Source organism: Billgrantia sp. Q4P2 (genome assembly GCF_052806135.1).
In genome coordinates, this window is the sequence record NZ_JBRBAI010000004.1 from 397202 (window position 1) to 419569 (window position 22368).

23 protein-coding genes are annotated in these 22368 nt (G+C 59.5%); 17 read left to right on the plus strand and 6 right to left on the minus strand.

The window, feature by feature from the left end:
- Positions 1-99 precede the first annotated feature (99 nt).
- From ACUY1T_RS09705 to ACUY1T_RS09735, 7 genes are read left to right on the plus strand one after another with little or no spacing between them, the layout of a single operon-like run.
- Complete coding sequence (locus ACUY1T_RS09705; RefSeq protein ID WP_446022243.1) at positions 100-549, plus strand: DUF2170 family protein; 450 nt, start codon at positions 100-102, stop codon at positions 547-549.
- Positions 550-584: 35 nt separating this feature from the next.
- A complete protein-coding gene (locus ACUY1T_RS09710; protein ID WP_446022245.1) occupies positions 585-1349 on the plus strand; it encodes a PspA/IM30 family protein in 765 nt (254 codons plus the stop codon).
- A gap of 60 nt (positions 1350-1409) precedes the next feature.
- Positions 1410-2504, plus strand: a complete 1095-nt coding sequence (locus tag ACUY1T_RS09715; protein ID WP_446022246.1) for a potassium channel family protein — start codon at positions 1410-1412, stop codon at positions 2502-2504.
- Positions 2505-2514: 10 nt separating this feature from the next.
- The gene (locus ACUY1T_RS09720) at positions 2515-3249 is read left to right on the plus strand and encodes a DUF2491 family protein (RefSeq protein ID WP_446022248.1); all 735 of its coding nucleotides are present in this window, start codon (positions 2515-2517) and stop codon (positions 3247-3249) included.
- A gap of 39 nt (positions 3250-3288) precedes the next feature.
- Positions 3289-3711, plus strand: coding sequence for a DUF350 domain-containing protein (locus ACUY1T_RS09725; protein ID WP_446022250.1), 423 nt, complete (start codon positions 3289-3291; stop codon positions 3709-3711).
- Positions 3712-3723: 12 nt separating this feature from the next.
- The gene (locus tag ACUY1T_RS09730) at positions 3724-4359 is read left to right on the plus strand and encodes a DUF1190 domain-containing protein (protein ID WP_446022252.1); all 636 of its coding nucleotides are present in this window, start codon (positions 3724-3726) and stop codon (positions 4357-4359) included.
- A gap of 56 nt (positions 4360-4415) precedes the next feature.
- On the plus strand, positions 4416-5579 hold the full coding sequence (locus ACUY1T_RS09735; RefSeq protein ID WP_446022254.1) for a glutathionylspermidine synthase family protein: 1164 nt from the start codon (positions 4416-4418) through the stop codon (positions 5577-5579).
- A 61-nt stretch (positions 5580-5640) separates the two neighbouring features.
- Here ACUY1T_RS09735 and ACUY1T_RS09740 read toward each other — a convergent pair whose 3' ends face one another.
- The gene (locus ACUY1T_RS09740) at positions 5641-6594 is read right to left on the minus strand and encodes a hypothetical protein (RefSeq protein ID WP_446022256.1); all 954 of its coding nucleotides are present in this window, start codon (positions 6592-6594) and stop codon (positions 5641-5643) included.
- A 552-nt stretch (positions 6595-7146) separates the two neighbouring features.
- Positions 7147-8007 carry a dienelactone hydrolase family protein gene (locus ACUY1T_RS09745; RefSeq protein WP_446022258.1) on the minus strand — a complete coding sequence of 287 codons (861 nt, stop codon included), beginning with the start codon at positions 8005-8007 and terminating at the stop codon, positions 7147-7149.
- A gap of 148 nt (positions 8008-8155) precedes the next feature.
- Between ACUY1T_RS09745 and ACUY1T_RS09750 the strand changes: the two genes are divergently transcribed.
- The 4 genes from ACUY1T_RS09750 to ACUY1T_RS09765 all read left to right on the plus strand — a co-directional run bounded on the left by ACUY1T_RS09750 (position 8156) and on the right by ACUY1T_RS09765 (position 13159).
- A complete protein-coding gene (locus ACUY1T_RS09750; protein WP_446022260.1) occupies positions 8156-8488 on the plus strand; it encodes a hypothetical protein in 333 nt (110 codons plus the stop codon).
- A gap of 546 nt (positions 8489-9034) precedes the next feature.
- Positions 9035-10273, plus strand: coding sequence for a ferritin-like domain-containing protein (locus ACUY1T_RS09755; protein WP_446022261.1), 1239 nt, complete (start codon positions 9035-9037; stop codon positions 10271-10273).
- A 26-nt stretch (positions 10274-10299) separates the two neighbouring features.
- Positions 10300-12069, plus strand: coding sequence for a LodA/GoxA family CTQ-dependent oxidase (locus ACUY1T_RS09760; RefSeq protein ID WP_446022262.1), 1770 nt, complete (start codon positions 10300-10302; stop codon positions 12067-12069).
- Positions 12059-13159 (plus strand): tryptophan 7-halogenase, encoded by a 1101-nt coding sequence (locus tag ACUY1T_RS09765; RefSeq protein WP_446022264.1) that lies wholly within the window; start codon positions 12059-12061, stop codon positions 13157-13159. Before ACUY1T_RS09760 ends, ACUY1T_RS09765 begins: the two co-directional genes overlap by 11 nt.
- A 397-nt stretch (positions 13160-13556) precedes the next feature.
- Here the strand turns inward: ACUY1T_RS09765 and ACUY1T_RS09770 are convergent, their stop codons facing one another.
- The gene (locus tag ACUY1T_RS09770) at positions 13557-14894 is read right to left on the minus strand and encodes an acyltransferase family protein (RefSeq protein ID WP_446022266.1); all 1338 of its coding nucleotides are present in this window, start codon (positions 14892-14894) and stop codon (positions 13557-13559) included.
- A 168-nt stretch (positions 14895-15062) separates the two neighbouring features.
- Between ACUY1T_RS09770 and ACUY1T_RS09775 the strand changes: the two genes are divergently transcribed.
- From ACUY1T_RS09775 to ACUY1T_RS09790, 4 genes are read left to right on the plus strand one after another with little or no spacing between them, the layout of a single operon-like run.
- Complete coding sequence (locus tag ACUY1T_RS09775; RefSeq protein ID WP_446022268.1) at positions 15063-15632, plus strand: diguanylate cyclase; 570 nt, start codon at positions 15063-15065, stop codon at positions 15630-15632.
- A complete protein-coding gene (locus tag ACUY1T_RS09780) occupies positions 15629-16732 on the plus strand; it encodes a beta-ketoacyl-ACP synthase III (protein WP_446022270.1) in 1104 nt (367 codons plus the stop codon). The genes ACUY1T_RS09775 and ACUY1T_RS09780 overlap by 4 nt, the downstream gene beginning before the upstream one ends.
- A 2-nt stretch (positions 16733-16734) precedes the next feature.
- Positions 16735-17418, plus strand: a complete 684-nt coding sequence (locus ACUY1T_RS09785) for an iron-containing redox enzyme family protein (protein ID WP_446022272.1) — start codon at positions 16735-16737, stop codon at positions 17416-17418.
- Positions 17411-18295, plus strand: a complete 885-nt coding sequence (locus ACUY1T_RS09790) for a DUF6999 family protein (protein WP_446022273.1) — start codon at positions 17411-17413, stop codon at positions 18293-18295. The genes ACUY1T_RS09785 and ACUY1T_RS09790 overlap by 8 nt, the downstream gene beginning before the upstream one ends.
- On the opposite strand, the gene trhA is transcribed toward ACUY1T_RS09790, so the two are convergent.
- Both trhA and ribA read right to left on the minus strand, forming a co-directional pair.
- Complete coding sequence (gene trhA, locus ACUY1T_RS09795; RefSeq protein WP_446022275.1) at positions 18253-18924, minus strand: PAQR family membrane homeostasis protein TrhA; 672 nt, start codon at positions 18922-18924, stop codon at positions 18253-18255. The genes ACUY1T_RS09790 and trhA overlap by 43 nt on opposite strands.
- Before the next feature lie 38 nt (positions 18925-18962).
- Positions 18963-19598: a GTP cyclohydrolase II gene (gene ribA / locus ACUY1T_RS09800; RefSeq protein ID WP_446022277.1), complete on the minus strand. Its 636-nt coding sequence runs from the start codon at positions 19596-19598 to the stop codon at positions 18963-18965.
- Positions 19599-19766: 168 nt separating this feature from the next.
- Here ribA and hemE point away from each other — a divergent pair, with 168 nt between their 5' ends.
- Positions 19767-20849, plus strand: a complete 1083-nt coding sequence (gene hemE, locus ACUY1T_RS09805; RefSeq protein WP_446022279.1) for a uroporphyrinogen decarboxylase — start codon at positions 19767-19769, stop codon at positions 20847-20849.
- A gap of 61 nt (positions 20850-20910) precedes the next feature.
- Entirely contained in the window at positions 20911-21231 is a 321-nt protein-coding gene (locus ACUY1T_RS09810) for a VanZ family protein (RefSeq protein WP_446022281.1), read from the plus strand.
- A 96-nt stretch (positions 21232-21327) separates the two neighbouring features.
- Here ACUY1T_RS09810 and ACUY1T_RS09815 read toward each other — a convergent pair whose 3' ends face one another.
- On the minus strand, positions 21328-21849 hold the full coding sequence (locus ACUY1T_RS09815; RefSeq protein ID WP_446022447.1) for a peptidylprolyl isomerase: 522 nt from the start codon (positions 21847-21849) through the stop codon (positions 21328-21330).
- Positions 21850-22368 lie beyond the last annotated feature (519 nt).

Consider the following 22368-nt stretch of genomic DNA (forward strand, 5'->3'; position numbering starts at 1 on the left):
GAGTGCGATCGCCATGAAGAGTAGTATCACCATTCTTCCTCACCTCGCATGATAAGAGGTGAGAAAAGCTTGCCAATCTTAATAATGAGAGGTTTATAAATGAGTCGTTCCTCCGGTTTCGAGAAAGGTGCAGTGAGTATCCAGCACCTTTTCACATTACTATCCACTGCCGGTGATGGTGAGCTTAATTGGCCGTGTGGTCAGTTTGCTCTGGATGAGAAGAATAGCGCCATCACTATGGTCCTCTCTGACTATGCCGATCTGACTGCAACCATCTCGCATCAAGAAACTCAATGGATGGTTAGCGCTCCGATTGCACCTGTTGACAGCATCCAAGACCGAGCTGGGTTCAATGATGCGGCGATGCGAATGGGGGTCATGCTGCCTCTGGCATCAATCGGCATCACCGACATCGACGGAAAATCTTACTATGTCGCCTATGGTCAGCTTTATTCAGACTCTAAGTTGGCTTCAATCTGCTCCGAGATTCATGCAACGGCTAGTGCAGCGATCCAGTTGGCTGAAATGATCACGGAAGAGTACGTCTGATCCTCCGCATCCAATACACATAAAGGAAATCATTAATGTCGATTATCAAGAAACTCCTGACCGCTGTCCGTGGGGGCGCCACCGAAGCGGGGCAGAGCATTGTCGACTCGCAGGCGATACGTATTCTAGATCAAGAGATCCGCGACGCAGAGGCAGCTTTGGCGAACTCCAAGACTCAACTCACCGAAGTCATGGCCAAGCGCCAGCTGAGCGCTAAGAAAGCAGGTGATTTGAAAGAAAAGGTCAATACTCTCGAAAGCAGCGCCACCGCTGCGCTCAACAAGGGTGAGGAGCAGCTTGCTCATGACGTAGCTGTCAAGCTGTTGGAAGTCCAGGCCGAGCTTGATGCGGAAACGAAGATTGTTGAGCAGTTCGACACCAGTATCGCTTCTCTGCGGGGCTCCATCCGTGAATCGGAAAACCGTATCCGCAATTTCAAGCAGCAGGTCTCGGTGGTGAAGGCCACCGAAAGCGTGCAGAAAGCCCAGTCGGCGGTAGCAGCACATCATTCTGGCCAGACTTCCGCCATGAACACGGCGATGGAGTCACTGGAACGCATCCGTGAAAAGCAAGCGCTCCGTTCCGAGCAGATGGCAGCAGCCGAGCAGTTGAACCAGGAAGAAACCGGTGCCGATCTCGATGCACGCCTGAAGGCTGCCGGTATTGGCTCGGGTGGCCAGACAGCCAATGAAGTGTTGGCACGACTTCGGGAAGCGGCTGCACCTTCCAATTCCCCCGCAGATGCCGGTGGAAATGCCGATGCAGGCACAGTGGCCTCCGATGCCGGAAGTTCCAACTGAAACTAACTGTGTCAGGTCCCGCTCAGGACGTGCGGGGCCACTACTCCTGAGGCCTCGATAATGTTTCTGCTACGGCTAGTTCGCCAGATCAAAGCGGCGACACTCAATTTGAGCTGGCCCGTGCTTTTCATACTGGTTGTCTTTCATAGCTTGACGACCTGGGCAGCCATGGCCCTGGCAGGAGAGGAAGTTAGCAGCAGAGCCACACTCTGGCTTTACTACTACGTCACGACGGCAACTACCGTGGGGTACGGGGATTACTCCCCAACGACCGAAATGGGCCAGGTCATTGCTACATTCTGGTTCCTTCCGGGTTCGATCATGTTGTTCGCTTCCTTTCTGGGAAAGGCGGCGACCTTCATCGCGGAACAATGGAGAGGCGCCATGTGTGGTAAAGGCAGCTACGAAAAGTTGCGAGGGCACACCCTCATCATCGGTTGGCACGGAGAAACCACCGCGGCAATGGTGGATATCATTCTGCAAGACAGGCAATTCCCTGACGAAATCGTTCTCTGCGTAACGAAAGACATCGAGAATCCGCTACCTGGCAAGGTTAATTTCGTGCGCGGAGAGTCTTTCTCGAACCCAGACTTGTTGAGCCGTGCAGGGGTCGTCGGAGCCAAGAGAGTCATCATTTACGACACATCGGATGAACGAGTCGCGACGATTGCGCTTTCCGTCTACCGCTTCAAGTCCGACGACTGTCATGTCGTGGCCCATTGTGAAGATACATCGACGGCAGAGATGCTTCGCCAAGCCCTTCCAGGTATCGAGTGTACCCAGGGTTTCTCAATGGAGATGCTGGTACGTTCAGCGATGGATCGCGGCATCAGTCGTGTCGTCAATGAACTGTTGGCTCTAAACCATGGGGCAACACAGTACCAGACGCGTATTCCAGAGATCGGCTCTAACGCTGGGGTGTGCTACGGTGACCTGCTGGTGGCGGCCAAGCGCCACTTGAATATAACTCTGCTGGGCTTATGTAAGGATAGTGGACAAGGTGGGGACCTACTCAACCCTTCAATCGAGACTCCCATTTCCAGTGGCGATTTCCTGTATTACATGGGTGGCGGCCGCATCAGCGAAGCAGATCTGTCTTCTCTGTTACTTTCCTGCCTGGCAAATGACTCCCTGCCTGCCAAAGAGTTAGCATAAGGAAGCCATAATGCTCGATGCTTTCAAGAAATTGTTCGCCAGCTCATCGACAACCCAGCCCACCTCAGATGCAACTATGGGGGTTGATCCGCTCTTCAAGGAAGTGGCCACTCGTGAGGATCTGCGAGGCCTGCGCCTTGATGGTAGAGTCAAGCTGGACCTGCTGGCGCTGGCACCACATCAGGATGAAATGGTCTTTCGCTGGGGTAGCAATGATGAATACCACCATATCGCGGCCATAGGCCATGTTGACCTTGGTGCCGGTGCCCATCTATGCCGCTTCTATCTCGAGAATGACACCTTTATCCAGATAAGCGTGGAAAATGGTGCAGTAGCTGAGTTCAAGCTATTCGATATTTGGCAGGCAAATCATGTTTCGGACAAGGAATTCGACTCTCTCATCAACGGACACAAGTCAATTGGCTCGACGATCCCTGAGCTAGGTGCGAAGACAGCCGGCCTCACCGTGGCCGACACAGGAAAGCGCTTCGATTTCATGCGGGTATGGGGGGCTTCGGGTTCTGACTGGACTCCGCCGGTCAGCATGGTCGAGACGCTTCTGACTCACCAGAGCCTGACTCATCGAACCATTTCTCACTATGGAATGCTCTATGAGCGAAGTGTTGGAAGCGGGACGATGGAGTACGTCTTCCTCAGTGCCGAAAATGAAGTTGAGGACGCCAGCTTCATGCTGGTGACCAACCTTGGTATCGACCTGTCTCCCGTTGACATCGACGCCATCTAACTCGCCACGAAGGCATCGCAATAAGGAAATATCCCAATCATGGATCGCATCGCACTCTATCTTTCGGGTCTGCCGCTGTTCTTCCTGTATCTAGTCACCGCCGTCATCCTGCTCAGCCTCTTCATGGTCTGCTATAGCCGATTGACTCCTCACCATGAATGGTCCCTGATCCGCCAAGGCAACGTTGCCGCTTCAGTTGCCTACGGTGGGTCTATTCTCGGATTCGTCATGCCGCTTTCGAGCATCATGACGCATTCCGTATCGATCATCGATTTCCTGCTCTGGGGCTTGGTCGCGTTCATCGTTCAGATAGTAACGTTCTTCGTCATCAAGGGCGTAGTTCGGGTGTCCGGCGAGAGCCTGTCAAAGCACATCACGGACAATCATCTGGCCTACGGCATCCTTGTCGCCTCTATCTCCATCGGTGTCGGCATGCTCAACGCCGCTTCCATGTCTTGGTAAGGGGGCTGCCTAATGAAAGAAGACAACGTCGTGAAACGTCGCCGCATGCGCTGCGGCCGAATTGCAATTGCAGCAATGGGCATGTCATCCATCGCACTGACAGGCTGTAGCGAGGAACGCCCACCAGAGACTCAGAGCATCAGCTTCAGCGAAGGACATGCCTATCAGAGTGTTGAGGAATGCGTCTCTGCCAATATCTTCACCCAGTCTGCCTGTGAGCAGGCCTACCAAGGTGCTCTTCAGGCTGCACCACGGTTCAACAGTCTGAGCGCCTGCGAAGCCGAGTTCGGTGAAGGAGCCTGCCAACAGCCCCCTGCAAGGGTTCAAGAGGCGGCCGGCGTCAGTAGCGGGGGCGGGTGGTTCATGCCGGCGATGATGGGCTACCTGGTGGGCAACGCCATGTCGAGTTCGAATCGGGGCGCCAGCGTTCAGCACATCTATCATGAGCCGGTATACCGTGATCGCAACAATCGTGGTGACTGGTCTGCGGCAAGCGCCGCAGCAACCTCGCGAGCCACTAGTCGCAACCAAAGCATTCAACAGAGCATCAGCGCGAGAAACCAGGCTGCGGCTACCAGCCGGCCGAAAGCCACTCAGCGCAGTGGTTTCGCCTCGAGTTCATCGGCACGCGGTAGCTGGGGTTCCTGAAGCTCCGGCTGGCTCCGCTGAGCGCGGGGCCAACCCCTATCACCAAGGAAACGCCTATGCTGCGCATCGATGTCACCGAACGCCCCGACTGGAAACGGCTAGCCGAAGAGCTTGGCTTCCATTTCCATACGATTGAGGGGGAGCCCTATTGGGTGGAGTCTGCCTATTACCAGTTTTCAATGGAACAAGTAGAACGTGACATCGAGGCGCCAACTGAGGCTATCCACGAAATGTGTATGGAGCTGGTGGATCGAGTCTGCGACAGCGAAGAGTTGCTCACCAAAATGGCTATCCCTAGTTACATGTGGGATCGAATCGTGTCCTCTTGGAAAAGCGGTCAGCCACAGCTCTATGGGCGCATGGATTTCTCATATAACGGAGCAGGCCCGGCCAAGCTTCTGGAGCTGAACTACGATACTCCGACTTCTCTATACGAAGCTGCATTCTTCCAATGGGTATGGCTCGAGCAGGCGATGCAGTTGGGATATGTTCCACGTCAGGCCGATCAGTTCAATTCCATTCAGGAGCGTCTTCTGTTGGGCATGTCGCACATCCGGGATCGGCTTGAGAGCCCGCGAATGTACTTCGCCAGCGTGAAGGGCAGCATTGAAGATCGGGCCACGGTTCAATATTTGCAGGATGTGGCGGAGTCTGTCGGCTTGGAGGCACCGTTTATCTTCATGGAGGATATCGGTGTCAACCAGAGTGACTATTACGTCGATACCCGAGAAGCGCCCATCAAGGCGATTTTCAAGCTGTACCCTTGGGAGGACATGTTGCGGGAGGAATTTGGGCTCTATCTCAAGGATCTTGATACCCATTGGTTCGAACCGCCTTGGAAGACCATATTGTCGAACAAAGCGATTCTGCCGCTTCTGTGGGATCGTTTCGAAGGGCACCCCAATCTGCTGGAGTCTCACTTTGAGGATGCTTCGCACCGAATTCTCGGTCCCGGCTGGGTCCGTAAACCATTCTTCTCTCGTGAGGGGGCCAATATTGAGTTGGTCGGGCACGATGGCCAACGGCAGTACGTCGAGGGACCGTACGCTGATGAACCTCAGATCGTACAGGCTCTGGCGCCGTTGCCCCGCTTCGGAGATAAGTACACCTTGGTTGGGAGCTGGGTTGTTGGTGATCGAGCGTGTGGCATGGGTATTCGTGAAGATGATGGAGCCATCACCAAGGACACATCCTGCTTCGTGCCACATATACTCATGTAGGGCCTGGATTTCTTGTACAGAGTTGAACAGGCCAGAGAAACTGGCCTGTCTTCCCTATCTATTAATCTTGTGAAATGAGTGGAGTAAATGACACCAGCCGATCCATGCCATACCCCAGATAGAAGGTGAACGGCTGTCCAATCTCTATGGCTCGTGAGCGGCATTGGCCTCTCAGTGAGGTGTAAGACATACGGTCGATTCTGCCATATTCATGTGGTATGACACCTAGAGAGCCCAGCTGAAAATCGATCATGTCAGACCGCTTTCCCACCATCAAGGGATATGCTCGGCCGCGACGATTTACTGTAGGCACAACAGTTATTTTCTGACGTTCAAGAAGGCTCTGGAGGTGTGCGTTGTTGAATGAAAGCGTTACGCCACGATCCTCAGGACTCAAGTCTGACGGTTCACTTTTCTCTTCTTCATTTCTTAGATAGTCAATCAGAGCTGAAGGTAGGCGAGGCTCGACAGTTGCTGATATGTTGCAGTAGATGGCGCTGCTGGTTCTGTCGGAGCCATTGATCCCTGCTTCCAGCATGGTGCCAATGCTGTAGTAATGGCTTAAAGTCACATCTTCAGGAACCAGTTCGGCTTCAATGAGTTCAGGAAGCTCTGCCAGCCTCTCTTGTATCTCGGGTGAACTGGAAGACAGCTTGTCTTGCTCAATGCGGAACACTATCTTCAGAGGAAGCTCTTCGCGAGATTCCACGATGTCCGTCAGTGCTTCGTGAAAGGAAACGATGCTTTGTGAGTCAGCAATACTTCTCCGCGCGCTTAATATGACCGAATTGTCATCATCCGGGGAGATTCGTATATCAACTTTGCTGGTTTCGATTCCCTGCTCTTCCAAGAGTGAGAGGATAGAGTTCTTGTAGTCTCGCTTGACTTCGGGAGAGCCATCTTTTGATGTCCTATACGAGTCGCGCAAGGATTCGTCAAAGGTCAGTTTGGAGATGTCTTGACTTTCACACCCGCTAAGAATTAAGAGGAAGACAAGACAAGGTAATTTACGCATCCATACGCCCTGGTGAATTTGTGGAGCGGGGAAGTTTATTGAGCAAACTCCCGGGGCTCAAGCTCTTGCTTTTAACAGTAGGCTGTATGTGATAAAGCGTACCTGTAGCAGCTAACTTGCCAAGCAGCGTGTCTTGAGCGCACAAACGAAAAGCCCGGCCTTGCGGCCGGGCTGGATCTTCGCTTCCTTACATCCTCCTCGGGTATCCTTCTACCCGAGCATCCTTGGATATCGAGTCTTCCTGACTCGGTCGTCCCTGGTTGAGCCTCCATGCTCAGTACGCCTTCACTGTGCCAACTCGGGTGGTCTTTCGACGTTAACCTAGCGCAAGCGGCGTGTAAGACATTGCCGACAGAATTTGTAGGATATGGCTTACAAGGTGCTCGATTCAGTTTCCCTTCAGTCGTATCAGGTGCGGCCCAAAGGCTCCCCCTACCGGCTGCGGATGGGCACGCAGCAGTCTGTTGAAGTGGCCGCGCGAGCGCTTCTGCACTTTCAAGCCGTCAGTGGGAGCGAAGCTACTGTCCGTTGGCGTTGAGATAAGCGTAGCAATTATTGGTTCAGGGTTCTGTCCAGAAGTAGCAGCGCGGATTGCCAGGAAGAGGCGTCGGCGGCGGCGTTGTAGCCAATCGGCAAGTCGAGTTCCTCGCTCAGTGCGTCAGCGCCGGGATTGGTGAAGCCGTGGAGGGCCTGGGGGTAGGTGATGACATCGACTTCGGCACCCTGTGCCTCGAGCGCGCGCGCCATGGCCGTCAGGTCTTCACGCGCGACGAGCGAGTCCGCGCCGCCATTGTGGACCTGCACCGCGCCACTGAAATTCCCGCGAGCGGAAGCTGCCTGCGTGGGGTCGCCGTGGAAGCTGATGGCGGCCTCGAGCGGCATGCCGGACAAGGCCATGTTCATTACGACGCTACCGCCAAAGCAGTAGCCGATGGCTGCCATACCGGAATCTGCCACGGCTGGGTGTTGGCGTAGCTGGGTCATGGCTGCTTCGAACCTGGCACGCGCGGCTGGCCAATCCTGCATGACTTGCGAGGAGAATTCGCCCGCTTGGTCGGGATGCGTGGCGACTTGGCCGCCGCCATACATATCCACCGCCAATGCCACGAAGCCCAGAGCGGCGAGCTGGTCGGCACGTGCACGGGCATAATCGTTAAGCCCCCACCACTCGTGCACCACCAGTACTGCCGGCCGTGGTTTCTTATCGTTGACGTTGCGTGCCAGGTATCCCTGATAGGTTTCACCGCCGGTCGAATACTCGAAGATCTCGCTTTCGACGCGTGGCCCCCATGCCGTGACGAATGCCGCCTCGGATTCAATTTCGAGCTCTGGCGGTAGGTTGACCTCCTGGGCCACTGCCGAGCCTGCCATCAATCCAGTTACCAAGCACAAGAGCGTGAATAGTGTGCGCATGTGAGGCTCTCCTTGCTTTTTTTTCTTTGTCAGGTCTCGCAGGCAGATGCATAAGTCTCCCCACCCTTTACTAACATAGCTGCCCTCGGAGGGCCGCGTATACCGCTGCTGGCTGAAGCCCTTCAGGTGGACGTGCTCCGAGAGAGCGATGTCGCTGCCGGCTGCGGATGGGCTCGCTGCCTTGCGCTTTGCGGTGCAGGGGGCAAGTTTCTATAGCGGCGATTTTCACTACCTGCACCTAGGCTACTTCGTTGTCACGACACTGCTGTTTGCCAGGGTGGGGTTGGCGCTCTGGCATTTTCATTCGGGCATCGGCATGAAAACTGCCACCGACCGCCTCGACCGCGATTGGCAGGTCGTAGAGGTGAGCCATCCGGACAAGAATGCTGCATTCGAGTGCTGTGGTTGGGACTTGAGACCGCCGTATCAGGCTTACAAGTTTCATAGCCGATGTCTTACAAAACTAATGTCGCAAGGCTGACAGGTTTGCATGGCAAAAAACGCACAAGTGAAATGATGTAATGCTTACATGTCGTGAGTCTTATTTACTACATCAAAAATTAGCTTCGTTGACTATAAATAATCATGGTGGGTGGTGGGAGCTTAATGGGATTTCGCTGCACGAGGATTTGGCGAGACTTAAGAAAAAGAATGCTTGGGTGCGGCGCGAAAGATATTTGAAAGCTCTTCGGCTGGTGTTTCTTCAGGTGAACGCATACGTTCGTCAACTTACGAGCCGACGATCAACAATAACAATGGGAAAATTGAAATCATGCCTACTCAACAGCCGAGATACGCTCCTGAGGTACTTGCAGTACGGGCAGGTCCAGCTTTTCGAATTTCTATTCTTTACTGATGGCGGTACGACCCGCTGGCCACACATTCAGATCAATACCCTGCGCAAAAAGCGTAACCGCATGCCTGACCGCAGGGGAACCCAATGCTGTTATGACTGCAGGCGTTAGGTTCCCGCCATCTGTCGCGGGAACAGGCTAGCCGGATAACGAAACATGAGGAGATGAAAACCATGGCGCCATCAGAAACAGAGAACCTTTCTCCAGGCCTGTTCGACAGGCTTGCAAACACCAGTGAACCCGCGCTTCAGGACCTCCGGGAGGCTGCGCAGCTCGCTTTACAGGTGGAATTTACCACCATACCTGTCTACCTCTCGGCACTCTATTCCATTTCAGACACCGGGAGCCACGCCTACCAGACCCTGCGAAGCGTAGCCATGGAAGAGATGTTCCATGTCAACCAGGCGGCCAATATCATCGTTGCCCTGGGCGCGTTGCCCAAATTTACCGGTGATGCGGTTCCTACTTTCCCCGGCTATCTGCCACGGGCCAACCCGAATACGACTCCTATGGTCGGCCTGTTTCGCGCATCCCCCGATGTTTTCGCCAATGTTTTTGCCGCCATCGAGAGCCCCGCGCAGTATGGCGCGCCTCCTCAGGGTGACAACTACGACAGCATCGCACAGCTCTACGGCGCCCTGGTCGATGCGGTGGATGCCTATCCCGGGAACCCCTTCAGTACAAGCGATGTTCCCGGTCGGCAAAGGACCAATATCTATCTCGGCAAATTTGGCGGTAACGTCAACGCCGTGGTGGACAAGAAGAGCTTCCATGCGGCAGTAAACGAAATCGTCGAGCAAGGTGAAGGGACCGTCCCCCCCGAAAAGCCTCTGGTGCCGGTTGAGAGTTTCGGTACCTACAACCACTATGGCAAGCGCACCGACGGCACCTACGGGCCCATCCTCGGCACCCCGTACGAGTTGAGCCACTTTCTCAAGTTCCGCGAAGTTTCGCTCGACAGCGCCAATTTCCCGGCAACACTTCCCATCATCTCCAATCCCGACAGCAGCGACTACACCAACCAGCGGGCCAAACGGCTGTCTGACAGTTTCGATCACCACTACAGCCTGATGCTGCGCGCCTTCGAGGCCGCATTCAAGGACGATGCCCCCGACCCTTATTTCAACGTCGTCCTGTCAATCATGCACCGGGTTCTGCCGAATCTTGCCAGAGCGCTGATGTCTACCCCGGCCTTTGCCGACGGCGACAGCTCCGTTGGTCCTAATGCCGCACCGGCGTGGCGCTACAGAAGCGATACCGGGCGCACCTTTGAGGAACTGACGCAGGAGCTTGAAGGCGAACTCTACCAGCTGTCGACATCGCCCAGGGACAACGCGTTGTGCACGCACCTCAAGGCCGCCATAGCAGGCGACCAAGAGATATTGACGGCAACCAAAGAGCTGGGCTTGTAACGGGATCAAGTTGAAAGGAAATCATCATGTCTGACTACAAGATTTACCCGCCTGTCGGCATCGCCCGTGTTGGGAATGCGCCGGAAAAATTCTATATCGGCCCCGAGACATATCGCGGTCTGCCCATCAATCCCGATGGCAGCATCTTCACCCAGGATGACTTCCGGGATGGACAGGGTCGCATGTGTCGCCAGGCCGCACGCTTTCATATTTATCGCGGCAACGAAGAGATTACTCTGGATACACCCGGAGTAAAGTCGATCACCTGGACCGTGCACATGGCGAACAAGAAAGCCAGTTGGTACGAGTTTGCCACCAATGAAGGGGAACTGGGTTATGCCAGCAATCACCCCCTGCGCAACGCTGGAGTGGAGGACCGGCACAGCTTGATCATCGATCCAGGTCCGCGCCGGATCAGCGGCGCCCATGCCGGTCCTGTCCCCATGGATCGCCATACGATTCCCGAGGGTTATAAGGGTGCAAACTTCCCCAAGGGCATCCTGTATCCCAACCGGGAGCGTATCGACTCCCTGGGAGAACTGCGTACCGACGAAGCCGGTCGCCTGATGGTAGTGGGCGGTCTGGGCATATCCGGGACCGAAGATGAAAACGCCGTGATCAAACAGTACGCCAATAATGACGGCTGGTGGGACGATACCGGTGACGGTCCGGTCAGGGCGATAATCGAGTGGGACGATGACAGCAGCACCCCGGCCGACCCGGCCTGGGTGTCTGTGGCACCGCCCTCCTACGCACCGGAGATCGCCAACCTGGTAACGCTCTGGGATACCATCTTCGACAGCGCCGTGCGTGCCGGACACTACCCGCAGATCAATGATCAGGGCATGTGGCAAAGCGGACCCAATGGCTACAAGCCCAACTTCCAGAGCGAGATAAAACCACTGCTGGAGCGAGCCACCACCTACACCTGGGTCGCGGCAATCCCTCCCAAACCGCACAAATTCGACATGGAGATGCTGGGTGCGGTACCCCATCAGGAGGATCACTACCGCGGCCTGCGCAACTGGATTCTGGATATCCTGCGACCACCAGCGGATGAGAACACGATTATCTCCGAGCGGGGAGGCACCATGATGCCCTACCTGGCGGGGGACAACTGCCTTATCGACGGCACGCTTACTTCTACTTACCTGCGTTTGACGGATACTCAGTTCTTCTTCGTTCAACAGTGGGCTGCGGGACACTTCGTCAACGAGCCTGTTGCCGATAGTAGCCCTCAGTCACTGACGCGCAATGTTCTGGAAAACTGTGTGGGAGGTGCGTTTTCTCCGGGGATCGAGCTCACCTGGATCTCCCGCAATCGGGCCATCTACAGTAATGAAGACCCTTTCCGTATCAACGCCGCGCCGCCCACCGAAGGGCCGCTAAACCTGGGTTTTACGCCTTCTGCGATGGAGCCCGGGGATCTCACTCGCTACATGGCCATACCCTGGCAGGCAGACTTCAATGAGTGCTCCTCGCAGCCCATCGGTGAGCGAGTATTGTGGTGGTGGCCCGCACAAAGGCCTGAATTCGTCTATCTGGAACCGCAACCCCAGGGCGGAGGCCTGGCGGCTATTCCGACCCCGGATGAACAGACGGGAGGACAGGTGGCCTGGGTCGGCACCGATTTCGACCAGTTGCGGGGAGATTTCATCTCCTTTGCCGACGACGTACAGATGGTGAAGTACTGGTCGCAACTGGGCTTCGTGATGGAAAAAGAGGTCGAAGGAGAGCGCCGCTTTGTGGAAGTCGCACGCACCTTGCCTCGACCTTTCACACCGAATGGAAGCTGATTTCGATCTCGTTATCCTCGGCGCCGGCCCTGCCGGTTGCGCCACGGCTCTCGCCGCGATAGCGGCGGGCGTCGAGCGCGTGGCTATTCTGGATAAACCCACCCGACAGGCCTTCAGGGTGGGGGAATCCGCAGCTCCCGACGTCGTCGCTAAATTGAGGCTGCTGGGTGTATCGGATGACCTTGAGGCGCGAGGACATGATCCCTACTACACCAATCTCTCCCGATGGGCGGGAGAGCGCAGGTTCGACGATTTTCTTCATCAATCGACAGGGGACGGCTGGCATCTCGATCGGGAACGCTTTGACGAGGATCTGCGTCAAGCCAGCTGTGAGAGAGGTGCGAAATTATTGACGCCGGCGGTGCTGGGATCCCTACGCTGGGATAGTGGAGAGTGGCAACTGCAAATAGGGTATCAGGGCAAACAGCAACTGCTGAGTTGCCGTTATCTCGTTGACGCTTCCGGTCGCAGAGCTGCCCTGTGCAGGCGACTGGGAGTGGAGCGCAAGCGTCTCGACGATCTGGTGGCGGTGGCGTGCAAATGGCCCGATCCCGGCAGGCTGGAAGGTATGACACTGGTGGAATCGGTGGCCGACGGATGGTGGTACGCGACCCGTTTACCCGATGGTTCAGCGCTGCTGGCGTTGATGTCGGATGCAGCCCTTGTTCGCCGGAAGGGATTACGCAATCGCGAAACGTTCCATGCGCTCTGGGCTCAGACAGAGGAGCTGCAAGAGTGGCTGCAACCTACCCGACGGCACACCCTCTCCCTTACCTGCTTTGCCGCATGCAGCGGTTTTGTTACCCAGGCAGCCGGACCGGGCTGGATCGCAGTGGGCGATGCCTTGGCCGCCTTTGATCCTTTGACCTCTTCGGGAATTTCCAACGCACTGGGCGACGGTCTGGCTGCTGCGCCGGTAATCACCGATTGGCTGCACGGGAATGGCCTGCAAGCGGCGGAACAGTATGCGTCTCGGGCAAACAGGGGGATAAACCGCTTTCTCAGGGAGTGGCAGCGCCAATATAACCTGGAGCGACGGTGGTCGGATCATCCATTTTGGGCCCACCGACGTGAGGCTATGCCCATTTAAAGGAGGGGCTGACGGAAGAGTGTCATTCTTGATGAATTCTCGCTGCCGGGTGCTTGGGTGTAGCGCCTTAACGAGAGGCTCCTGATGGCGGCAGTGAACAGGCCCATTGCTCCTTATGGAAGGCCTCGGCACAAACGAAAAGCCCGGCCTTGCGGCCGGGCTGGATCTTCGCTTCCTTACCTCCGCCTCGAGTGTCCTTCTACCCGAGCATCCCTGGAAATCGAGTCTTCCTGACTCGGTCGTCCCTGGCTGAGCCTCCGTGCTCAGTACGCCTTCACTGTGCCAACTGTGTCGGCCCTCCGACGTTAACCTGCGGCAAGTAGCGTGTAAGACATTGCCGATAGAATTTGTAAGACATGGCTTACAAGACGTTCGATTCAGTTTCCCTTCAGTCGTATCAGGTGCGGCCCAAAGGTTCCCCTGCCGGCTGCGGATGGGCGCGCAGCAGCCAGGAAGCGGCCGCGACGCCGGCCAGGCCGAAGAGAGCACCGGGCAGGGCGCCGAGGGCCAGGCTGGCGATGATGCCACCCAGGAGTGCCGTGCCGCCGACGAGAATGGCCGGTGTGCCGGTGGCGGAGACCACATCGCGCTTGCGGCTCATCTCGAAGGTCACCACCGCGACCATGACCGGGGCAACGGAGACGATGCACAGCACGATCCACCACAGGCGGCCGAGCCAGAAGCCCACCTCGCCCGGTATGCCGGCGTCGATGGGCAGGCCGAGGCGCTCCCCAAGCCAGGCGGCCGGCAGCTCGGCGAGCTTGTGCCAGAGGTAGAGCGGCATGCCCAGCGCGCCGAGGATGGTCACCACCCTGTCGATGCGGCGGCGCTCCAGCAGGCGGCGCATAGGCCCTTCACAGGTCAGTACGACGCCTACCTGGACCCACATCACGCCCACCAGGGCCAGGGTGGGAGGAAGCAGGTTGCTGGGAACGCCGAAAGCGCCATCGACCATGGCCACGGGGTAGCCCGAAGCCACGGCGGCGGCCAGCCACAGCAGCCCGAACAGCAGCAGGGCGAGGCCGGTGCCCAGGCCCGAGAAGCGGCCGCGCTTCCAGGCGATGCCGAGCTGTTGCGGCAGCAGCCAGACGACGATGGCGTTGAGCCAGCCGATGCCGCCGCCGTTGGCGGTGACGCGTGACCCCAGCTCCAGCAGCTCGCCGGGCGCGGTGATGCCGGCACGCAGGAGGTCGACCGCGGCGGCGATCAGCAACAGGCCCGCCACGGCCTTGAGCCCCCAGCGGTTGTCGGCCCAGACGCTGAGCGGCAGCAGGGCCTGCACTCCAAGCAGCATCATCAGGAACCACAGATGAACGGTCAGCGAGTGGTTGAGGGGGCCGAGCAGGCGCCCTCCGGTATAGGCGGCGACGATGACGAAGGCTACCAGCACCGCCAGGTAGGTGACGGTGGGTCGCGCCAGGCCAAGCGCCCGGCCCGCCCACCAGTGCAACTGGCGATGGCCCTGCTCCAGCCGGCGCTGGGCACCGTCTGCACTCACCGCGGCCGAGACGAACACGAACAGTGGGACCACTTGTAACACCCAGGTGAGTACGCCGGCGCCCGTCCACACCAGCAGCAGGTGGTCGGTGGTGGTCATCAGGCCGTTCTCGAGCCGCGGCAGGGTGGCGATCCAATGGCCGAACACGACGACGAGCAGCGCGCCGGCACGCAGGGCATCGGGGTAGCGGTCCCGGCTTGCCTGAGGTTCGCCGTCGTTTTTCGATGACGAGTCCAAGTTATGCGTTCCCTGTTTCATAATGTTGCGTTTCCATTCGATTGGCGCTTGCAAATGCCATGTGCCTGGTGGATATTAGTTATCGAACAGTGTTTCCTAACATCATCCATGAAACGCCAGCGCCTTGCAAGAGCCTAGTGAGAGTCGCTGAAACAGAGGTAAATCGCCATGGATACCCACACGCTGCTGATCCATGTCCTGCTCTACGTTTTCCTGCCGCTATGGGGAATTGCCGGCTTCGTCGACTGGTGCTGCCACCGCGCCACGCATATCGAGGAGACCTCGGGGCTGAAGGAAACCCTGATGCACTCGGCCATGGGCATCCAAGTGGGCATCCCCATCCTCATGTGCCTGCTCTATCGCATCAACGTGCTGGTGCTGTTGCTCTGTCTGCTGGCCTGGGTGCTGCACGAGGTCGTGGCCCACTGGGACGTGCACTACGCCGCACCGCGACGGCACATCAGTATCTGGGAAATGCATGCGCACAGTTACCTGGCCAGCCTGCCGTTCTACATGCTGGCCATGATCATGGTGATCAACTGGCCGGTGGTGATGGACCTGGTGACATTCAACTGGGCAGGGCAGATGCGTCTCGTGCCCGTTGAAGTGCCCCACGGCGGGGAACGCTACCTGCCCTATTACCTGGCCTTCATGGCGCTGCTGTGCGTGTTCCCCTACCTGGAGGAGAACCTACGCTGCCTGCGTCATTACCTGAAGCACAGGGGAGAGCCGGCATGAGCGTCTATATCACCAGTACCGGACACTACCTGCCGGGCGAGCCGGTGGACAACGAGCGGATCGAGGCGGTGCTCGGCCTGGTGCATGGCAAGCCGAGCCGGCTAAAGAGACGGATTCTGCAGTCCAACGGGATTCGGCAGCGCCACTACGCCATCGATGCCAAGCACAACACCCTGATCAGCAACGGCGAGATGGCCGCCCGGGCGGGGCAGGCCTGCCTCGACCAGAGCTTTCTCAGCAAGGCGCGGCTCGGCATGCTCAGCGTGGCCACCAGCCAGGGTGACCTGGTGCTGCCGGGCTTCGGCAGCATGGTGCAGGCGGAGCTGGGCGTGGCCGGCGTCGAGCTGCACAGCAGCCATGGCATCTGTTCCAGCAGCATGATGGCGCTCAAGGCGGCCTACACCGGACTGAAGGCCGGGGAGCACGGCAATGCGCTGGTGATCGCCAGCGAGCTGGCCTCGAGGTTGTTCAAGGCCAGCCGCTACGAGGCGGTCGCGCAGGAGGTCGACTTCAATGCCGAGTTCCTGCGCTGGATGCTCTCGGACGGCGCGGGTGCGCTGTTGCTGGAAAACGTGCCGCGCCGGCGCTGCTTTCGCATCGACTGGATTCGCGGCTTCTCCCACGCCGACGCCTACCCGGTATGCATGAGCGTCGGCCGGGCAGCCGCTGGCGACGAGAGAAGCTGGCAGGACTTTGCCACCTATGCCGAGGCGGAGGCCGCCGGCGCCCTGCTGATTCGCCAGGATGTCCGCCTGCTCGACAACATCGTCAAGCTCGGGGTGGACGGGCTGCTGCGCTTGATCGACGAGGGGCGGGTCGAGGTGGGCCGGATCGACCACGTACTGTGCCATTACTCGTCGCACTACTTTCGCGGCAAGATCTTCGACATGCTGACCCAGGCCGGCGCCGCGATTGCCGAAGAGAAGTGGTACACCAACCTTTATACCCGCGGCAACACCGGCTGCGCCTCGATGTTCATCATGCTCGACGAGTTCCGTCGCACCCAGAACTACCAGGCTGGCGACACCATCCTCTGCATGGTGCCGGAAAGCGGCCGCTTCAATAACGTCTACATGCAGCTTACGGTCGTGGAGGAGTAATCATGGAAAGCAAGGTCACTACCCAACTGGGGCAGGAGTGCCTGCAGGGACTGATGCGAGTCTGGTTCGATTTCGAGCGCCAATTGGGCCGGGTGCCGGTCATCCAGCGCCTGGAACGCGGCAACTTCACCCGCGAGGATTACCGCAACCTGCTGCTGCACCTGCGCCAGCAGGTGATCGAAGGCGCGCGCTGGATCACCCGGGGCGCTTCCAGCTTCGAGCGCGATTACGCCGACGTGCGCTCGGAGGTGATCGGCCACGCCAAGGAGGAGCATCGCGACTACGAGATGCTGGAGGCGGACTTCGTGGCGGCGGGCGGCGAGCCGGACGAGATCCGCGCGGGGCAGCGCAATGCCGGCAGCGAGGCGCTGCATGCCTTCATGATGTACCGCGCCAGCCAGCCCAACCCGGTCGACCTGATCGGCGCCATGTGGATCATCGAGGGGCTGGGGCAGAAGATGGCCGGCGACTGGGCCCGGCGGATCGACGAGGCCACCGGTGGCGATGGCCGTTACACCTGCTTCATGCGCTACCACGGCGAGAACGACGACGCCCACCTGGACAAGCTCTACTCGCTGATCGACCGGGTGTGCCGTACGCCGGAAGACCAACAGGCGATCCTGCGTACCGCGCGGGTGGTGGCGCGGCTCTACGCCCTGCAACTGGAGGAGGTCGACCATGGCTGATGCCAGGCCGAAGCCGCGCAGCCCTTTCCTGCGTGCGCTGGCGTTCGACGACTCGCTGCCGATCCAATCCGAGGCGGTGCGACTGTGGCTGAACGACATCGAGAGCCCGACGCGCTGGTCGCTGCGCCCGCTGCTGCAGTTCCTGCTGGCGATGCTGCTGCATCTGATCTGGTTCGTGAAGCGTCTGCCGCTGCCCCAGTTCCGCGCTCATGGCCTGCTGCAGCGGATGATCTGCTGGTTCTGTACTCACTTCGTCAGCCCCAGCGCCAACCAGCTGATCCTGCGCCACTTCGCCACCGAGTCGAACATCCTCAACTTCCTCATCGACAACAGCCCTGAGGTGACGGTCGAGCCCCTGGCGCTCTACCCCCGGCGTATCGACGACATGCTCGATGCCAGCTTCGTCAAGCACGACCAGGAGCTGTTCCGGGTGATCGAGGAGATGGGCCATTGGCGTGAGCGCCCGGCACCGCTGGCGCCGGATGCCATCGACTGGACGCACTGGCGCCCGTTGGAAGAGGGCGCCTTCGAGACGGCGCGCCGGCGCACCCAGGTACTGGACTTCGAAAGCGCCCATGCGCTGTTCATGTGCCTGTTCTGCCTGCTGCTGACCCGCGAGGAGTACCGCGACGCCATCAACGGCTTCAACCTCGACCAGTCGATCGCCATCCGCATCGGCCAGCTGATCGGCGACCCGACCCTGGCGGAGATGGCCTACAACAAGTATCCGCACTACCTGGTCGGCCCCTGGAATCTGAGCCAGCGTTTCCTGATGCACGGCTTCTTCACCGAGTACCTCTACGCGCGGCTTGAGCGGCTGAGGCTGGCCGAGCATTACCCCCCGAACGGCAGCACTGCGGCGTACACGGCGAAATAGTGGCAGGTGCTGCCGCCGAGCACGAACAGGTGCCAGATGGCGTGGTTGAAGGGGATCACGCTGACGGCGAAGAAGATCACGCCGAGCGTGTAGGTGATGCCGCCGGCAGCGAGCAGGGCGATACCGGCGGTGGGCAGGCTGGCGCTCAGCTCGTCGCTGGCGAACACGATCAGCCAGCCCATGATCAGGTAGATCGCGACTCGCAGTACGGTGAAGCGGTGGGGCCAGGCCAGCTTGCAGGCGATGCCGGCCAGTGCCAGGCCCCAGACGATGGCGAACAGCGTCCAGCCGGTGGGGCTGCGCATGTTGACCAGCAGGAAGGGCGTGTAGGTGCCGGCGATCAGCAGGTAGATGGCGCAGTGATCCAGGTGCTGTAGCACACGCTTGAGCCGCGGGTGGCGAACGCCGTGGTAAAGGGTCGAGGCGGTATAGAGCAACACCAGGGTTACGCCGTAAAGGCTGATGCCGACGATCTTCCACGGGTCCACATGGGCAGCCATGCTGGCCATTACCAGCAACACGATCACGCCGGCCAGGCTCAGCGCCGCACCAATGCCGTGGCTGACGCTGTTGAGCAGCTCCTCGATGAGGTGGAGGCGATGGTCGCCAGGGCTTCCCGTCTGTGGCATGGGCGTCTCCGTCAGGGGCGCCCCGATGCCGTGTCGGCTCAGGGCTTGCGTTCGATATCCACGTCACTGGCCTGAGTGAAGTCGCCCAGCGCCATCATGTGGCCGAGCTTGCCCGCCTTGGTCGAAAGATACTGCTCGTTATGAGGATTGAGACCCGTGGTCAGCGGTACTCGTTCCGCAATGGTGACGCCGGCCTTGGTCAGGGCATCGACCTTGCGCGGGTTGTTGGTCATCAGCCGCAGGCTGGAGATACCCAGATGCTCCAGCATCGGCACGCAGAGGTCGTAGCGGCGCATGTCGGCGCCGAAACCGAGTTGTTCGTTGGCCTCCACGGTGTCGGCGCCCTGGTCCTGCAGGTGGTAGGCGCGGATCTTGTTGAGCAGGCCGATACCGCGGCCCTCCTGGCGCAGGTAGAGCAGCACGCCGCGGCCTTCGTCGGCGATGCGCTTGAGCGCTTCCTGCAGCTGGTAGCCGCAGTCGCAGCGCATGGAGAACAGTGCGTCGCCGGTCAGACATTCCGAGTGCACCCGGCCGAGCACCGGCTCGCCGTCGGCCACGTCGCCCAGCGTCAGGGCGATGTGATCCTTGCCGGTGGCGTCGTCCTCGAAGCCGTGCATGGTGAAGGTGGCCCAGGGGGTGGGCAGCCGGGAGGCGGCGATGAATCGAATGGTCACGGGGTACCTCGGTCAAGACCACGGCGATGCCGGAAGTGAATCCCGCATTCTAGCAGGAACGGGGCCGTGGCTCACGATCATGCGGCGTCACCGATCTTGGCCAGGGTCAAGCCGCGCGAAAAATGATGCGCTACAATAGGCCGACATTTCCTGTGGATGACTGCCTGCATGGATCTCAAGAACGATCGCTTCCTGCGCGCCCTCTCGCGTCAGCCGGTGGACCGCACCCCGGTATGGATGATGCGCCAGGCCGGCCGCTACCTGCCGGAGTACCGCGCCACCCGCGCCGAGGCCGGCGACTTCATGGACCTGTGCCGCAACCATGACCTGGCCTGCGAGGTGACGCTGCAGCCGTTGGAGCGCTATCCGCTGGATGCCGCCATCCTGTTCTCGGACATCCTCACCATTCCCGATGCCATGGGGCTGGGGCTCTATTTCGAGACCGGCGAAGGGCCCAAGTTTCGCAAGCCGGTGCGCACGGCAGAAGACGTGGCGGCGCTGAGCGTGCCCGATGCCGAGCGCGACCTGGACTACGTGATGCGTGCGGTGTCGACCATTCGCCGCGAGCTGAACGGCCGGGTGCCGCTGATCGGCTTCTCGGGCAGCCCCTGGACGCTGGCCACCTACATGGTGGAAGGCAGCTCGAGCAAGGACTTCCGCCACGTGAAGACCATGCTCTACGACACGCCCAGCGTGATGCACGACCTGCTCGACATGTTGGCCAGTGCGGTGACCGACTACCTGAACGCCCAGATTCGCGCCGGCGCCCAGGCGGTGCAGATCTTCGACACCTGGGGCGGGACGCTCACCACGCCGGCCTACCTCGAATTCTCGCTGCGCTACATGGAGCAGATCGTCGCCGGACTGATTCGCGAGCACGATGGGCGTCGCGTGCCGGTGATCCTGTTCACCAAGAACGGCGGCCAGTGGCTCGAGGACATTGCCCTGGCGGGCCCGGATGCCGTGGGCATCGACTGGACCACGGAGCTGTCCGACGCCCGAGCCCGGGTGGGTCACAAGGTGGCGCTGCAGGGCAACCTCGACCCCAACGTGCTGTTTGCCCGCCCGGCAGCCATCCGTGCCGAGGTGGGGCGAATACTGGACAGCTACGGCCATGGGCCGGGCCACGTGTTCAACCTGGGCCACGGTATCAGCCAGTTCACCAACCCGGACAACGTCACCGCCTTCATGGAGGCGTTGCACGAGCTGAGCCCGCGCTACCACCGTGCCATTCAGCACCACAATGCCTGAAGCTCGTTGGCTCCGGCGGCTGGCCGGGGGTGAGGATAGAAAGCGACACCGTCTGTGGACGGTGTCGGCCGTTCTAGCTGCCGTGGCCATTGCCATCGGCAGCCTGACCCCGGGCAGCGAGATGCCCACCAACCTGCCGTGGGACAAGTTCAACCACTTCGTCGGTTACGCCGGGCTGGCGGGCCTGGTCGGCCTTGCCGGGCTGCCGCTGGTGCGCACCTTCATTGCGGTGGTGCTCTACGGCATCTGCATCGAATACCTGCAGATCCCGGTGCCGGGGCGCAGCGGCGGCGACTGGGCCGACATCCTGGCCAATAGCCTGGGGGCAGCCGCGGCCGTGTTAACCCTGGCCGGTGTGCGCCGCTTCCTGTTGCGACCCTAGCCAGGCAGGACTAGCGCAAGACGACGACGCCCCGCCATCGAGAGATGGCGGGGCGTCGCTGCGTCTGGGCGGCTATTCGATCACTGCACTTCTCGTTTACTGCACTTCGGCGCGCTCGATGATCACGGGCTCGCGCGGCACGTCCTGGAACGGGCCGCGGCTGCCGGTGGGCACGCGCTTGATGGCGTCGACCACGTCCATGCCTTCCACCACGCGGCCGAACACCGCGTAGCCCCAGGCCTGGCCGGAGTGGGTGCCCTGGTGATTGAGGAAGGCATTGTCATTGACGTTGATGAAGAACTGCGCGGTAGCCGAGTGCGGGTCGCCGGTGCGTGCCATGGCCAGGGTGCCGCGTTCGTTGCGCAGGCCGTTGTCGGCTTCGTTGGCGATCGGCGCGCGGGTCGACTTCTGGCGGAAGTCCTGGTCGAATCCGCCGCCCTGAATCATGAAGCCGTCGATCACGCGATGGAACAGGGTGCCGTCGTAATGGCCTTCCTGCACGTAGGTGAGGAAGTTCTCGACGCTCTTGGGTGCCTGCTCCTGGTACAGCTCGATGGCGATGGGGCCGTGATTGGTGTGCAGCACCACGTCGGCTGCGTTGGCATGGGCGACGGCCAGCGGCAGGCTGGCGGCGGCGAGCAGAGAGAGAAGGGTTCGCTTCAGCACGGGAGCTCCTGTTGTTCGTGATGGGTATGCGGTGAGAAAAACGGTGCCTAGCAGCCTGTCGGGCTTGACCGATCGTCGCGAGAAAGTCGGGTTTCGAGACAAGTTTATCGATCGGATAAGGCGAATAGCGGGCTATTTAACGAATCCGACCGAATGAAATTGGCCGACATCCGGGGTTCGCAGCAGATCAGCGTTCAGTTCGACAGGCTGCTAGCTTACGTTCAGTTGCATCCGCTGTCAGGTCTCCGCTGCTCGATTTGGGGCGCGACATCTGGCCACGCCCGTTTGTTTGACGTGGATCACAAGCCTCCCGGGAAAAGAAGTATCGGGTATGGTCTTTTTGCGGTGTTAGCCGGACCATGCCTGCATACCGGCCGAGGCAGTGTCTATCCACCCTCTCTACTTGCCTCGGTCACGAACGTTCCTCAGTGACCGACAGGCGCTCCTGGTGCCGGTGTCGGTGAAGACGGG

What these genes read in the sequence shown, in the direction of transcription:
- ACUY1T_RS09705 (WP_446022243.1), top strand. Translation starts at nt 100, where the DNA reads ATGAGTCGTTCCTCCGGTTTCGAGAAAGGTGCAGTGAGTATCCAGCAC.
- ACUY1T_RS09710 (WP_446022245.1), top strand. Translation starts at nt 585, where the DNA reads ATGTCGATTATCAAGAAACTCCTGACCGCTGTCCGTGGGGGCGCCACC.
- ACUY1T_RS09715 (WP_446022246.1), top strand. Translation starts at nt 1,410, where the DNA reads ATGTTTCTGCTACGGCTAGTTCGCCAGATCAAAGCGGCGACACTCAAT.
- ACUY1T_RS09720 (WP_446022248.1), top strand. Translation starts at nt 2,515, where the DNA reads ATGCTCGATGCTTTCAAGAAATTGTTCGCCAGCTCATCGACAACCCAG.
- ACUY1T_RS09725 (WP_446022250.1), top strand. Translation starts at nt 3,289, where the DNA reads ATGGATCGCATCGCACTCTATCTTTCGGGTCTGCCGCTGTTCTTCCTG.
- ACUY1T_RS09730 (WP_446022252.1), top strand. Translation starts at nt 3,724, where the DNA reads ATGAAAGAAGACAACGTCGTGAAACGTCGCCGCATGCGCTGCGGCCGA.
- ACUY1T_RS09735 (WP_446022254.1), top strand. Translation starts at nt 4,416, where the DNA reads ATGCTGCGCATCGATGTCACCGAACGCCCCGACTGGAAACGGCTAGCC.
- ACUY1T_RS09740 (WP_446022256.1), bottom strand. Translation starts at nt 6,594, where the DNA reads ATGCGTAAATTACCTTGTCTTGTCTTCCTCTTAATTCTTAGCGGGTGT.
- ACUY1T_RS09745 (WP_446022258.1), bottom strand. Translation starts at nt 8,007, where the DNA reads ATGCGCACACTATTCACGCTCTTGTGCTTGGTAACTGGATTGATGGCA.
- ACUY1T_RS09750 (WP_446022260.1), top strand. Translation starts at nt 8,156, where the DNA reads ATGTCGCTGCCGGCTGCGGATGGGCTCGCTGCCTTGCGCTTTGCGGTG.
- ACUY1T_RS09755 (WP_446022261.1), top strand. Translation starts at nt 9,035, where the DNA reads ATGGCGCCATCAGAAACAGAGAACCTTTCTCCAGGCCTGTTCGACAGG.
- ACUY1T_RS09760 (WP_446022262.1), top strand. Translation starts at nt 10,300, where the DNA reads ATGTCTGACTACAAGATTTACCCGCCTGTCGGCATCGCCCGTGTTGGG.
- ACUY1T_RS09765 (WP_446022264.1), top strand. Translation starts at nt 12,059, where the DNA reads ATGGAAGCTGATTTCGATCTCGTTATCCTCGGCGCCGGCCCTGCCGGT.
- ACUY1T_RS09775 (WP_446022268.1), top strand. Translation starts at nt 15,063, where the DNA reads ATGGATACCCACACGCTGCTGATCCATGTCCTGCTCTACGTTTTCCTG.
- ACUY1T_RS09780 (WP_446022270.1), top strand. Translation starts at nt 15,629, where the DNA reads ATGAGCGTCTATATCACCAGTACCGGACACTACCTGCCGGGCGAGCCG.
- ACUY1T_RS09785 (WP_446022272.1), top strand. Translation starts at nt 16,735, where the DNA reads ATGGAAAGCAAGGTCACTACCCAACTGGGGCAGGAGTGCCTGCAGGGA.
- ACUY1T_RS09790 (WP_446022273.1), top strand. Translation starts at nt 17,411, where the DNA reads ATGGCTGATGCCAGGCCGAAGCCGCGCAGCCCTTTCCTGCGTGCGCTG.
- trhA (WP_446022275.1), bottom strand. Translation starts at nt 18,924, where the DNA reads ATGCCACAGACGGGAAGCCCTGGCGACCATCGCCTCCACCTCATCGAG.
- hemE (WP_446022279.1), top strand. Translation starts at nt 19,767, where the DNA reads ATGGATCTCAAGAACGATCGCTTCCTGCGCGCCCTCTCGCGTCAGCCG.